Source organism: Massilia sp. UYP34 (genome assembly GCF_056279385.1).
The window spans coordinates 25,941-39,434 of the sequence record NZ_JBWBRF010000028.1 but is presented as its reverse complement, the minus strand read 5'-3'; the positions used below and the strand labels follow the sequence as shown (position 1 = coordinate 39,434).

General features: G+C 65.6%; 12 protein-coding genes. 7 read left to right on the top strand and 5 right to left on the bottom strand.

Annotated elements, in window-relative coordinates; all coding sequences use genetic code 11:
• Window positions 1–139: 139 nt before the first annotated feature.
• The 3 genes from ACZ9AQ_RS22940 to ACZ9AQ_RS22930 all read right to left on the bottom strand — a co-directional run bounded on the left by ACZ9AQ_RS22940 (window position 140) and on the right by ACZ9AQ_RS22930 (window position 3,127).
• Window positions 140–1,357 (bottom strand): MFS transporter, encoded by a 1,218-nt coding sequence (locus tag ACZ9AQ_RS22940; RefSeq protein WP_429206947.1) that lies wholly within the window; start codon window positions 1,355–1,357, stop codon window positions 140–142.
• Window positions 1,354–2,655, bottom strand: coding sequence for an ATP-binding protein (locus tag ACZ9AQ_RS22935; RefSeq protein WP_429206948.1), 1,302 nt, complete (start codon window positions 2,653–2,655; stop codon window positions 1,354–1,356). Before ACZ9AQ_RS22935 ends, ACZ9AQ_RS22940 begins: the two co-directional genes overlap by 4 nt.
• Window positions 2,656–2,941: 286 nt before the next feature.
• Window positions 2,942–3,127 carry a hypothetical protein gene (locus tag ACZ9AQ_RS22930; protein ID WP_476108415.1) on the bottom strand — a complete coding sequence of 62 codons (186 nt, stop codon included), beginning with the start codon at window positions 3,125–3,127 and terminating at the stop codon, window positions 2,942–2,944.
• Between the two features lie 24 nt (window positions 3,128–3,151).
• Between ACZ9AQ_RS22930 and ACZ9AQ_RS22925 the strand changes: the two genes are divergently transcribed.
• Window positions 3,152–3,985 carry a MipA/OmpV family protein gene (locus ACZ9AQ_RS22925; protein WP_429206950.1) on the top strand — a complete coding sequence of 278 codons (834 nt, stop codon included), beginning with the start codon at window positions 3,152–3,154 and terminating at the stop codon, window positions 3,983–3,985.
• Between the two features lie 2 nt (window positions 3,986–3,987).
• Window positions 3,988–4,695, top strand: coding sequence for a hypothetical protein (locus ACZ9AQ_RS22920; protein WP_429206951.1), 708 nt, complete (start codon window positions 3,988–3,990; stop codon window positions 4,693–4,695).
• A 218-nt stretch (window positions 4,696–4,913) separates the two neighbouring features.
• On the opposite strand, the gene ACZ9AQ_RS22915 is transcribed toward ACZ9AQ_RS22920, so the two are convergent.
• A complete protein-coding gene (locus ACZ9AQ_RS22915) occupies window positions 4,914–5,618 on the bottom strand; it encodes a response regulator (protein WP_429206975.1) in 705 nt (234 codons plus the stop codon).
• A gap of 261 nt (window positions 5,619–5,879) precedes the next feature.
• Here ACZ9AQ_RS22915 and ACZ9AQ_RS22910 point away from each other — a divergent pair, with 261 nt between their 5' ends.
• From ACZ9AQ_RS22910 to frc, 4 genes are all read left to right on the top strand, one after another.
• Window positions 5,880–6,962 (top strand): phophatidylserine decarboxylase associated domain-containing protein, encoded by a 1,083-nt coding sequence (locus ACZ9AQ_RS22910; protein WP_429206952.1) that lies wholly within the window; start codon window positions 5,880–5,882, stop codon window positions 6,960–6,962.
• A gap of 181 nt (window positions 6,963–7,143) precedes the next feature.
• Entirely contained in the window at window positions 7,144–7,665 is a 522-nt protein-coding gene (locus ACZ9AQ_RS22905; RefSeq protein ID WP_429206953.1) for a hypothetical protein, read from the top strand.
• 110 nt (window positions 7,666–7,775) lie between these two features.
• Window positions 7,776–9,098, top strand: a complete 1,323-nt coding sequence (gene oxlT, locus ACZ9AQ_RS22900; RefSeq protein WP_429206954.1) for an oxalate/formate MFS antiporter — start codon at window positions 7,776–7,778, stop codon at window positions 9,096–9,098.
• Between the two features lie 272 nt (window positions 9,099–9,370).
• Window positions 9,371–10,618, top strand: coding sequence for a formyl-CoA transferase (gene frc / locus ACZ9AQ_RS22895; protein WP_429206955.1), 1,248 nt, complete (start codon window positions 9,371–9,373; stop codon window positions 10,616–10,618).
• Window positions 10,619–10,676: 58 nt separating this feature from the next.
• Here the strand turns inward: frc and ACZ9AQ_RS22890 are convergent, their stop codons facing one another.
• Window positions 10,677–11,600, bottom strand: a complete 924-nt coding sequence (locus ACZ9AQ_RS22890; RefSeq protein ID WP_429206956.1) for a LysR family transcriptional regulator — start codon at window positions 11,598–11,600, stop codon at window positions 10,677–10,679.
• 121 nt (window positions 11,601–11,721) lie between these two features.
• On the opposite strand from ACZ9AQ_RS22890, the gene gcl reads away from it, so the two are divergent.
• Window positions 11,722–13,464 (top strand): glyoxylate carboligase, encoded by a 1,743-nt coding sequence (gene gcl, locus ACZ9AQ_RS22885; RefSeq protein WP_429206957.1) that lies wholly within the window; start codon window positions 11,722–11,724, stop codon window positions 13,462–13,464.
• Window positions 13,465–13,494 lie beyond the last annotated feature (30 nt).

Below are 13,494 nucleotides of genomic sequence, written 5' to 3'. Positions count from 1 at the left end.
CGCCTTGGCGGCGACTCTGATCGAAACAAGCTTGCTCATATTGCATAAGACCGCGCAACAATGAGCAAGTTCGAGCTGACTGTAAAAAGCCCTGCACGGCGTCCGAATGGACGCCTTTTTTTTTGCGCCCGGAGATGCGTCAGGTGCTTTCCAGGTGCGGGCGAGCGCTACGGGCGCTCCAGCGGCGCAGGGCCACCGAGGCCCAGAGGGCGAGCAGGCCGCCGACGACCAGCACCAGCCGGGTATCGATCAGCGTCAGCACCGCGCCGGCCAGCGCCATCAGGATATTGGCCAGGCAAAAGATGGTCGATAGCAGGGCCATGACCGACCCCTGGCCATGCAGCGCGAACTCGTCCGCCGCCCAGGTCTGCAGCGCGGTGTTGTAGAAGGCGTGCGGCGCGCCGAACAGGAGGATGCCGGCGATGCCGATCCACAGGTTGCCGAAGCCCACGCACAGCACGGCGGTTGCCGCCATGGCCGCATACCAGCCGGCGCGCAGGCGCCCCTCGACCCGGCTGGCGTGGCCGGCGAACAGGGCGGCCATGGTCATCAGTGCGCACATGCCCATGTTGACGATGGCAATCTGGCGCGCATCGTAGCCGCCCACGTCCACCAGCCACAGCGGAAAGAACTCGTACAGCGCCGCGACGCCGCAGCAATACGCCAGGTGCACCGTGAACAGGGTGCGCAGCGGCCCATGGCGCAGCAGGGTCAGGGCGTGGCGCTCGCGCACGACCGTCCACCAGCGCTGGCGCTGCAGGTGGGCCTGGATTGGCGTGGCCGGGATCGAGACCAGCACGCCGGCGGCGCCGAGCAGCAGGGCGCCGGCGGCGATGTAGAAGGGCAGTGCAGGTCCGAAGGCCATGGTCAAGCCGGCCAGCAGCGGGCCGACCAGCCAGCCCAGGTTGAACGAACCGTTGAGCCACGACAGCGCGTGGTTGCGTAGTGGCCCCTTGATGCGCTCGATGACCAGCGCCCGCATTACCGCGCCATTTCCCTCCAGCAGGCCGGTGAAGAAACGCGCCGCCAGGAACAGCAGATAGGATTCCATCACCATCGCCACGGCCGTCAGCAGGTGGCCGAGTGCGGCGCCGGCGGTGGTCAGGAGCAGGGCGCGACGCCGGCCGAAACCGTCCGACATTGGCCCCAGTATCGCACTGCCGATCAGCAGGCCGACCGGGTTGATCATCAGCGCAATCCCCAACAGCAGCTTGGGCGGCAAGCCGAGGAAGCTGTTCAGTCCGTTGACGTTGCCGTCGGCGAACAGCGGCGCCAGCATCGGATAGGGCAGGGAGGCGCCGACGGTGGACAGCAGTCCCAGGCCGCACAGCGTTGCGATCAGCAGGCGTTCGTTCATGCCGGCAGCCTGACCACGAAGCGCGCGCCGCCCAATGGCGAGCTTTCAACGCGCAGCGTCCCGCCATGCAGGACGACCGCCTTGTGCGCGATCGACAGGCCGAGCCCGAAGCCGCCGGTGGCGCGGTCGCGGCTGCGGTCGAGGCGGTAGAACGGGGCGAAGATCCGGTTGCGCTCCTGCTCGGGAATGCCGGGGCCGTCGTCGTCGACGGCGATCTCGACGCCATCCGGCGTGCGCCGCGCCGCCAGCACCACCTGTGCCTGCGCATATTTCTGGGCATTGCGCAGCAGATTGCCGACCGCACGCGCCAGCAGGCGGGCATCGACGACGATCGTGCCGAGCCCGGCCGCCGGCGCACAGGTCACCTGTTGCGGCGAGGGCGGCAGGGTGGCGCAGCAGTCGCGCAGCAGCGCCTCCAGGTCGACCGGTGCGCCCTGCAGGGTACGCACGCTGTCGAGCTTGCTCATATCGAGCAGCTCCCTGACCAGATCGTTGAGCTCGGACAGGTCGCCCTCCATGGCGGCGATGCGGCGGCTCAGGTCGGGATCCCTGGCCCTGGCGTCGAGCAGCTCGAGCGCGAATTCCAGGCGCGCGATCGGCGTGCGCAGTTCGTGCGACACCGAGTGCAGCAGGTTGCGCTGCGCGTCCATCAAGTCCTCGATGCGGCCCGCCATGTGGTTGATCCGTTCCGCCAGCGGATAGACGGCGTCCGACGGCTTCAAACGGGCGCGCACCGACAACCGGCCGGCGCCAAATTCGTCCGCCATGCGCGACAGCGACTGCAAGCCGCGCCAGTGCGAGCGTGACCACAGCGCGATCGGCGCCAGGAGGGCGATGGCGACGATCACGTAGCGCAGCAGTTCCATCTTGAGCGCTTGTCCTATGTCGATCGGCAACTCCCTGGCGTGCAAGACCTCGTCCTGGCTGCCGATATACCGTTCGCCGTCCAGGTCGACCCGCCGGTAAAAGGACTTGCCGGCCACGTCGATCACGATGCCTCCCCGCTCGAGCTCGGCGCGCTGGCCGGCGCCGAGGGCGTCCAGCGCCTGGGGCAGGGGCATCAGGTCGTAGCGCACGTCGGACACTTCGCGCACATTGTTCAGGCGGGTCAGCCATTCGTCGCTGGGCGCCTGGTCCACGTATTGTTCGAGCAGGAAGATCTGGGCCGCGGCCTGGCGCCGCGCGATGTCGTCCAGCGGGTCGCCGAACAGGCGCGCGAAGGCGAAATAGATGACGAAGGTGGCAGCCGTGATCGACAGCATGACGAGCACGAAGAAGCGGAAGAATAACCGGTTCACGGGCGCGTCCTGGGTAACTGTCGGTCTGGTGGGGCCGGCTGCATGGTTTCTCCTCGGGCTCGAATTGTACAGGCGCAAGGACCGCTCCGGTGCGCCCTGGCAGCGCGCGGGCGGCGCGGCTTACAAATTGACGACAATTGGCCGACATCTGGAGGGTGCATGACGCGCGGCCGAACGATTACCATCTTTCCCATCATCAGGTTTCCGTTTGCCCATCTGATGCGCAAGTATCGGTGGGTTTTTTTATTCAGCAGGAAGCGACCCGGAGCGGGACTCGCCTCGACCGTCAGGAAGCGCTGATGCGCATGGCGCGCGCGCGCAATACCGTCAGGTCCGGCGCCGCGCCGGTCGGAGCGCCCGCGCATACGGCGCGGTCCCCTGCGCTGACCGTGGACGCAGCCCGGACCGGGAATGCGCTGCCGGTCATGATGGGATGGGAGAGCGAAGCTTGCTCGACGTAAAATATCGACAAACGAACTCTCCGAGTAATTTCACGATGAAACCATTCTTCGCCCTGGCCCTGGCGGCTGCGAGCACCGCAGCGAGTGCGCAGACGCCGGCCACCAACCCGATGCCCGACGGCAGCCGCGACATGTACGCAGGGCTGGGCGCCGTCTCGCGGCCGCGTTACGAAGGGGCGGACAGCCGACAGGTTTCAGCCTTGCCGGTGCTTCAGGTGCAATGGAGCAACGGCCTTTTTATTTCCGGCATGAGCGCAGGGATGCATCTGTCCAACCGTCCCACGGTCGAGTACGGTCCGCTGCTGTCGGTCCACCCCCACCGTGACGAGTCCGGCACCGGGCGTGTCGTCGACGGCGTCGGCGTGACGAGTTCGCCGCTGCAGTTCGCCCGCACCGGGAACCGCCTGGAGGGCATGAAGGACGTCGGCACCCGGCTCGAGGGCGGCTTCTTCTTCAACCATTACCTGGCGCCCCAATGGCGGCTGACCAGCAGCGTGCTGCTTGGCGCGGGCAACGACCGCGATGGCGCACGCATGGAACTGGGTGTGCAGCGCCTGGCGGTGCAGGTCGCGCCGCAGCATATGCTGTCGTTCCATGCCGGCGCCACCATCGCCAACGCCGACTACAGCCGCGCCTATTTCGGCGTCAGCGAACAAGAATCCTGGCACAGCGGCAACCCACCTTATCGCCCTGGCGGCGGCATCAAGGATGTCCGCGCCGGCGTGCGCTGGAACTGGGTCTTGCACCCGTCCTGGATGCTGGTCACCCATGTCCAGGCCACGCAGCTGGTCGGCAGTGTCCGCAATAGCCCGCTCGTCGAGCGGCCCACCAACGTGACGGTTTCGGCCGCCTTCGCCTACCGGTTTTGATGATGCGACGCGCACACCTCACCGCCTGCGTGACCTTGCTGCTGACGGCCGGCCTGGCCGTGGCGCAGCCGCGCGCCGGGGAATGGGTGAACTATCGCGATGCCTACCGCGCGATGGTGCTGTTTGACAAATACGGTGGCCCCAAGAATCTGCTGCACAACCACTTGCAGGTGCTGCCGCGCGACAAGGGCGTGCTGGGGCCGGGCGCGCAACTGCGCATGCAGGGCAAGACCGTCCAGACCAGCCTGGCGCTCGATGCGCTCGGCCGCACCGTGTTGCCGCTGCTTAAGGCGGCGTATGACGAGAACGCGGTGTTGACCCTGACCCGGCCGCCGGGCGGCTTCACGCTGAAGCCGCGGGTCTCGCTGGCGCTGCGCGCCGACGGTGCGTACGAGGTGGCCGACCTGCGCGCGGCCTGCGAGCAGGCGCTCGGCTTTGCCCGCTATGCCGACAATTCCGCGCGCGCTCGCCAGTGCGTCGGCGTGCGCCTGGTGTTCCCGAAAGAGGACGAAGCGGCGGGCGTGCGGGTGCGCGCGGGGGCCGCCGAACAGGCGCTGGCGCCTGCGCGCGGCCCCGCCTTCGCGGGCGACGCCGACGAGGACTTCCCGGTCGTCACCTACCGTTTCGGCGCGCAGCCGGCGGATCAGCGCGTCACCGCGCAGTTGATGACCTATCACGCGCCGCTGGCGATCGTGCCGCTGTTCGAATAAAGCTGGTGGCGCCAAAAAATAAGCTGCAGGGCGCTAATACCGTTAAGTTAAGCTAGCTGAGTAGCCGTCAAATACGTCGTCCCCGCGCAGGCGGGGACCCAAGTTCTGCAAACGTCGTCAAAACGCTTGCAAGATTGGGTCCCCACCTTCGTGGGGACGACGTTTCTACGCTCACTCAAGAAGACTTTCGCCTTAACTTGACGTCAGGGGGCAGGTCGTCAGTTCCAGGCCGAAGGCGAGAACAGGTAACCTTCGCCCCATACCGTCTTGATCTTTTCGGAGTCGGCATCGTCGAACTTGCGGCGCAGCTTGGAGATGCAGTTGTCGATGCTGCGGTCCAGGCCGTCGAACTCGATGCCGCGCATTTTCTTGAGCAGGGCGTCGCGCGACAGCACGCGTCCGGCCGCCTCGGCCAGCACCAGCAACAGCTTGTACTCGGTATTGGACAGCACGCAGGGCTGGCCGCGCCAGACCACGCTGCGGTCGGAGGTGACGATGCGCAGCGCGCCGAACTGCAGCACGCGCGCATCGACGCCCGACTTGGCCTGGGTGCGGCGCATCAGCGCGCGCAGGCGCGCCAGCAGGACGCGCGGCTGCACCGGCTTGTTGACGAAGTCGTCCGCGCCTTGTTCGAGGCCGGAGACTTCGTCATAGGAGTCTTCGCGCGCGGTGAGGATGAGGATGGGCACGTCGGACTGGTCGCGAATCCGGCGGCAGACGATCATGCCGTCCAGGCCCGGCAGCATCAGGTCGAGGATCACGATGTCGGGCGCCAGTTCCTTGAAACGGGCGAGCGCGGTATCGCCGCGCGTGACCAGTTCGACCGCGAATTCATAGCCGGACAGGTATTCGGTGACGAGCTCGGCCAGGCGTGCATCGTCTTCCACCAACATCACTCGGTACATACGGTTCTCCTCGTCCATCATTGTATAAGACCAAGTGTCGAATTAACACATCCTCAGGATATAGAAGACAGTTCATTACAGTTTGACGACAATTGGGAGGCCATTGCCTGGATGGCCCGTGCCCAGCGCGGTAACTGGCGGCTGGCTATGACGTTGCAAGCGACAGTAAATCTACCCATCCTGGATGTTCGGGAGTCGGACTGATCCATATCAAACAGGCGCGATTGGGCGACGGTTAAAAAGGTGATTTGTCCATTCTGATCACCCGAAGGAGTTGCCGTGGCGCCCGCACTGCATGACGCGCAACTCGACATCGATTCCGGTCCCGACGATCCGCACGGCGGCTGGCTGCCCCGGTACGGCAGCGCCGCCATGCGAACGTATGTCGCGCGCGTGCTGGGCGCCGAACGAACCGCGCTGGCGCCATCGGTCCAGGCGCTGGCCAGCTATATCGAGGACAACGACGTCGTGCGCCGTCTCGTCCACGCCGCCTGCGCCGACGGCCTGGCCAGCAGCAACGGGCAGGCAGCGCACGCCGGGAGTGTGCCGGGGGCGCGCATCAAGGACCTGGACGCGGACCTGGGCGCCTTGCTGCACGGCCTGAACACGGTCCTTACGCATGCGCCGGGCTTCATCGACGGCGAGCTGATCGGCTTGCCGTTTTCAGCTTTCTTGGCGGATACAGGCCGGACCGCGGGCGGCGCCGCCTTGTTCGGGCACCCCACCTTCAGCCTCTTGATGTCGAACATCCTGAGCGACTGGCATGCCTTCCTCGACAGCCCGGCCTCGAACGTCGGCTTTCGCATCGAGGGCGAACAGTGGCTGGCGCCAGAGGCGAAGGAGCGATACCGGTTCCCGGTATGGAAAAAGGATGCCGGCACGCCGCCTTACTGGAACAGCTGGAATGCCTTCCTCACGCGACCCTTCGCGCATCCCGGGCAGGCGCGCCGCGTCGTCGCTCGCAATGCGCACGGTACCGTCATCTTTCCTGCCGATGGCGCGCCGGTACGCCGGGATGCATGCCGGTCCGGGCGCACGCGTTGCGCGCCGGCCGAGCTCCTCGCGTCGCCGCTGCCGCAGCAGCAGGCGCTGATCGACGAGCAGCGCCTGGTCGACCTGTTCGACGGCGGCCAGGTCTTCCAGGCCAGTCTGGGACCGTATCACGTCCAGCGCTGGTGGGCGCCGGTCAATGGCGAGGTGCTGTTCGACCCATTCGTCATTCCCGGGAGCTTCTTCGCGCAACTGGTCGCGCCAGACGCCGGCGGCGCCACGGATTCGCTTGCGGGCAGCGGCCATGCACGCGGGGTGATCGTGATCCGGACCGAAGGCCATGGCCACGTGTGCTGCATCCCCTGGGCCTGAGCGAGGTGTCCAGCGTCGTGTTCGACCCGGGCATGCGGCGCGGCGCCCATGTATGCCAGGGCCAGGAGATGGGGACGTTCAACGGCGGCGGGTCGTCCTTCGCGCTCCTCCTCGCCGGGCCGCCCGGCTCCCGGACCGGCGCTGACGCCGTGGCGACCGGGACGGCGGGCAGTGCGCCACGATGATCGTCGAACGCGAGGCTCGCGTCGATGGCATCGAGCGTCTACAGTGGTTCGATGCGCCATCACGCAGCTGCAATTTCCATGCGGAAAGTTGGCGCGCAGTCAGCGTATTTATGCCCGCCTGGCGCGGTCCGCTAAAAACTCAAAACATAACCGCGGTCAATGATTCTCGAAATCGGCTCCAGCAACATCATCTCACTTTCACCGTTTTCCAGATCGCGATGCGGCGCTGCCCGGTCAGGGCGCCGATGGTGAAAGCAGTGAGCGCAATTCCCATTGCGGTCGTTGAGATGTCCAATCTTGCACATGAGGAGAGCGGCAATAGCGCACATTCAAAATCTGGAAAGCACGGTGGAGAACTGTATCAAGCGGCTGTCTCGCCTGGTGGGCAGTTCGGCCGCCAGGAGCATGCCGACGTCCTTTTTTGCCGGCAGGGTGCGTTCACAAATTTAAACAGAAAAGGCGTAGGGGTTGGCGCGCGAGTCCATGACTCGACGTGGAGCATGCACATCACACCATAAAAATGGAGACATGAAAATGCTGGAAACCATAACCAGGCAGGCGCGCTCGGCGCCCGCAATTCCGTCTGCAGGTCTGCAACAGAAACACTTCACCGTTCAAGGAGCGCCAAATGCATAATTCATCGGCAGCCGCGCTTCAGCCACAAAAGCCAGCTTCCAACAGCACGCGCTGGTTCCAGCTCGCCGTCGGCGTCGTCTGCATGATCGCCACCGCGAACATCCAGTATGCGTGGACCCTGTTCGTTCCCGAGATCCAGGAAACCTATGGCTGGTCGCGCGCCAGCATCCAGGTCGCCTTCACGCTGTTCGTCATCGTCCAGACCTGGCTCGCGCCGCTCGAAGGGTACTTCATCGATAAATTCGGTCCCCGCATGATGGTCGCCTTCGGCGCCATCTTCATCGGCCTGGCCTGGATCATCAATTCGCAAGCCACCACCCTGGCGGGGTTCTACGTCGGCGCGGCCGTCGGCGGCATCGGCGTGGGCTCGATCTATGCCACCTGCATCAACAACGCGATCAAGTGGTTCCCGGATCGCCGCGGCCTGGCCGTCGGCCTCACCGCGGGTGGCTACGGCGCCGGTTCGGCCGCCACGATCCTGCCGATCGCGGCCATGATCGAGTCGTCGGGCTTCCAGCAGACCTTCCTCTTCTTCGGCATCCTGCAAGGCACGCTGGCCTTCATCGCCGCCTGGTTCCTGCGCTCGCCAACAGCCGCCGAAGTCAAGAAATCGAGCAAGCTGGTGCAATCGACGCATGACTACACGCTCAAGGAAGCGCTGAACACCAAGCTGTTCTGGCTGATGCTGGTGATGTTCGTGCTGGTGGTCACCGGCGGCATGATGGCGGTCGCACAGCTCGGCGTGATCGCGCAAGACCTCGGCGTGAAGGAATTCCAGGTCGACCTGCACTTCTTCGTGATGGCCGCCCTGCCGCTCGCCCTGATGCTGGACCGGATCATGAACGGCATATCGCGACCGCTGTTCGGCTGGATCTCGGACCATATCGGCCGCGAGAAGACCATGGTCATCGCGTTCACGCTCGAAGGCCTCGGCATCATCGCGCTCGGCTACTTCGGCAGCAATCCGTACGCCTTCCTGATCCTGTCGGGCATCGTGTTCCTGGCGTGGGGCGAAGTGTACTCGCTGTTCTCGGCCCTGGCCGGCGACGCCTTCGGCACCAAGCACATCGGCAAGATCTACGGGGTGCTGTATACCGCGAAGGGCATCGGCGCGCTGTTCGTTCCTGTCGGCAACTTGATGATGGAAGCGACCGGCACCTGGTCGACCGTCCTCTACACCGTCGCCACCATGGACCTGATCGCGGCGCTGCTGGCGATCACGGTGCTGCGACCGGTGCTACGCAACCACGTCACCTACTCCAGGAATCGCTACGCGGAGGAGAACGCGGTCGGGAAGGGCCCCGTGCCTGCCTGACGCCCCGGCACGGATAAGCACCCCAGGAAAACGGGCTTCTTCGGAAGCCCGTTTTTTTGCGCGCCGCAGCCGGCCGCGTTTCGATGTCAAATATTCATTTCATGAATCTTGACTACGGTCATTGAGCTCAGCTGGCGCATCTCGCTAAGATCCGTAGACGCAGCGGCTTTACGCGGTGAATGGGTCGATCGCGGCATGCACCAGGGTTTGGTCCAGGGTAGTGCCGAGCGCAGCATCGAATTAGCTAAGTTAAATCTTCGGAGGAAACTGGTATGGGCAAGGCATTGGAAGGCGTTCGCATTCTCGATTTCACCCATGTCCAGTCCGGACCGACCTGCACCCAGCTGCTGGCCTGGTTCGGGGCCGACGTCATCAAGGTCGAGCGCGCCGGCGAGGGCGACGCCACGCGCAACCAGCTGCGCGACATCGCGGGCGTGGACAGCCTGTATTTCACCATGCTCAACCATAACAAGCGCTCCATGACGCTCGACGCCAAGCGGCCCGCCGGCAAGGAAGTGCTGGAAACGCTGATCAAGCACTGCGACGTGCTGGTCGAGAACTTCGCGCCGGGCGCGCTGGACCGGATGGGCTTTAGCTGGGAACGTATCCAGGAACTCAATCCGCGCATGATCGTGGCATCGGTCAAGGGCTTCGGCCCCGGCCCCTACGAGCACTGCAAGGTCTATGAAAACGTGGCCCAGTGCACCGGCGGGGCGGCGGCCACCACGGGTTTCGACGATGGCCCGCCGATGGTCAGCGGCGCGCAGATCGGCGACAGCGGCAGCGGCCTGCACCTGGCGCTGGGCATCGTGACCGCGCTCTACCAGCGCAACACCACGGGCCGCGGCCAGAAGGTGCTCACCTCGATGCAGGACGCGGTGCTGAACCTGTGCCGGGTCAAGCTGCGCGACCAGCAGCGCCTCGAGCGCAACGGCGTCATGGAAGAGTATCCGCAGTTCGCCGACGGCCAGTTCGGCGAGTCCGTTCCGCGCGCGGGCAATGCCTCGGGCGGCGGGCAACCCGGCTGGATCCTCAAGTGCAAGGGCTGGGAGAGCGATCCGAACGCATATATCTACTTCATTGCGCAGGCCCAGGTGTGGCCCTCGGTGTGCAAGCTGATCGGGCGCGAGGAGTGGATCACCGACCCCGATTACGCAACGCCGAAGGCGCGCCTGCCGCGCCTGATGTCGATCTTCGCCACGGTCGAGGAGTGGAGCACCACGCTCACCAAGTTCGAGGCGATGGACATCCTGAATAAATACGATATCCCGTGCGGGCCGATCCTGTCGATGAAGGAAATCGCCGAAGAACCGTCGCTGCGCGCCACCGGCACGATCGTCGAGGTCGATCATCCCGAGCGCGGCCCCTACCTCAGCGTGGGCAATCCGATCAAGCTCTCGGACAGCCCGACCGAGGTGCGCCGTTCGCCGCTGCTGGGCGAGCATACCGATGAAGTGCTGGCCGACCTGGGCTATTCGCGCGAGCAGATCGCGCTGCTGCGCGACGAGCGGGTGATCTAGCCTGTCATGACAGGCCGCGTGCCGGCCGTCCTGACAGGCCGTCCTTGCAGGCCGTGCCCTACAAGCCGTGCCCCGCAGGCCGTGTCCAGTACCCGGGCTGGGCATAGATCGCCTTGAGGGTGTCGATGAATGAGCGCACCCTTGCCGGCAGGTGGCGCTGCTGCATGTAGACCGCCATGATGTCGTAGTCGGGCAGGGCGTATTCGTCGAGCACCGTGACCAGCTGGCCGGCCGCCAGCTGCGCCTGGATCTCCCAGGTCGAACGCCAGGCCAGCCCGAGTCCTTCGCTCGCCCAACGGTGCAGCAATTCGCCGTCGTTGCAGTCGAGGTTGCCGTTCACCTTGATGGTCACCGGCTTGCCATCCTTCTGGAAGTACCAGCCGCGCTGCTGCCCCCCCTGCAGGTTGAAGGCCAGGCAGTTATGCAGCGCCAGCTCCTCCAGCGTGCGCGGGACGCCGCAGCGCGCGAAATACGCCGGGGTGCCGCACACCACGCGCCGGTTGGTCGCCAGCCGGACCGCGACGAAACTCGGATCGAGCACGCCGCCGATCCTGATCCCCAGTTCATAGCCTTCGCGCACCAGGTCGACCACGTGGTCGGTGAGGTTGAACGAGATCTGCACGTTGGGATTGGCCGCCAGGTAGGCCGGGGCGTGCGGCGCCACGTGCAGCCGCCCGAACGCCGCCGGCGCCGAGACGATCAGGTGGCCGCTGGCCTGGTCCCGGCCTTCGGACACGATGGTTTCGGCCATGTCGATGTCCGCCAGCAGCCTGCGGCAATGCTCGAGGAATACCGACCCCGATTCGGTCAGCGTCAGGTGGCGGGTGGTCCGGTGCAGCAGCTTGACGCCCAGGCGGCGTTCCAGCGCGTCGATGCGGCGCCCCAGCATGACCGGCGTGATGTTCTGCCCCAGCGCGGCGCGCGCCAGACTGCCCTTGTCGACCGCGTCGACGAAGGCCCACATCTGTTTGACCTTGTCCATGCCTGCAGTATTCCATACTCCAGGGATCGAATACACCTACTTTTTGTGTTCTTATCAGCGCCGCCGCGACGCTCTAGCATACGTTCATCGCAATCGTGCGTTGATGAACCTGGAGGCCGCAATGGCAAAGATGACAGCCGCAGAGGCAGCGGTGCTGGTGATGGAAAAAGAGGGCATCGAGGTCGCCTTTGGCGTGCCCGGCGCCGCGATCAATCCGTTCTACGCCGCGCTGAAGAAGCGCGACAGCATCCGCCACTATCTGGCGCGCCACGTCGAAGGCGCCTCGCACATGGCCGAGGGCTATACCCGGGCCAGGGCCGGCAACCTGGGCGTGTGCATCGGCACCTCGGGACCGGCCGGCACCGACATGATCACGGGCCTGTATTCGGCCCAAGCCGATTCGATACCTATTCTTTGCATTACCGGCCAGGCGCCGCGCGCCCGCCTGTACAAGGAAGACTTCCAGGCGGTCGACATCGAGTCGATCGCCAGGCCCGTGACCAAGTGGGCCGTCACGGTGCGCGAGCCGGCCCTGGTGCCGCGCGTGTTCCAGCAGGCCTTCCACCTGATGCGTTCAGGCCGGCCCGGTCCGGTGCTGATCGACCTGCCGATCGACGTGCAGATGGCGCAGATCGAGTTCGACGGCGACACCTATGCGCCGCTGGCGCTGCACAAGCCGCGCGCGACCCGCGCCCAGGTCGAGAAAGCGCTCGACATGCTGAACGCGGCGCGGCGCCCCCTGATCACCGCCGGCGGCGGCATCATCAACGCCGACGCGTCGGCGCTGCTGGTGGAGTTCGCGGAGATCACCGGCGTGCCCGTGATTCCGACCCTGATGGGGTGGGGCGCGATTCCCGACGACCATCCGCAGATGGCGGGCATGGCGGGCCTGCAGACCAGCCACCGCTACGGCAACGCGACCTTGCTGGCTTCCGACTTCGTGATGGGCATCGGCAACCGCTGGGCCAACCGCCATACCGGCGGCATCGAGGTGTTCACCCGCGACCGCACCTTCGTGCACATCGATATCGAACCGACCCAGATCGGGCGCGTGTTCGGTCCCGATCTCGGCATCGTCTCCGATGCGAAGGCCGCGCTCGAACTGCTGGTGGAGGTGGCCCGAGAGTGGCGCGCGAGCGGCCGCCTGCAGGACCGCGCCGAATGGCTCGAGGAATGCCAGGAGCGCAAGCGCACCATGCTGCGCAAGAGCGACTTCGAGACCGTGCCGGTCAATCCCTTGCGCGTCTACCACGAGATGAACGCCTACTTCGGACGCGACGTGCGCTACGTGGCCAGCATCGGCCTGTCGCAGATCGCCGCCGCCCAGTTCTTGCACGTGCACCATCCGCGCCACTGGATCAACTGCGGCCAGGCCGGCCCGCTGGGCTGGACCATCCCGGCGGCGCTCGGTGTGCGCGTGGCCGACCCCGATGCCGACATCGTCGCCATCTCGGGCGACTACGATTTCCAGTTCCTGATCGAGGAACTGGCGGTGGCGGCGCAGTTCAAGCTGCCGTATATTCACGTATTGGTCAACAACGCCTACCTCGGCCTGATCCGCCAGGCCCAGCGCGGCTTCGAGATGGACTATTGCGTCCAGCTGGCGTTCGAGAACGTCAACGCGCCGGAACTGGAAGGCTATGGGGTCGACCACGTCGCCGTGGTCGAGGGCCTGGGCTGCAAGGCGCTCAGGGTGTTCCGGCCAGACGACATCATCCCCGCCTTCGAGCGTGCGCGCGCGCTGATGGGGCAGTACAGCGTGCCGGTGGTCGTCGAGATCATCCTCGAGCGCGTGACCAATATCGCGATGGGCACGGAGATCGACGCGCTCAACGAGTTCAATGAAGTCCTGGATGTGCAATAGCCGGCACGGCAGACCGAGATGAGGAGACCG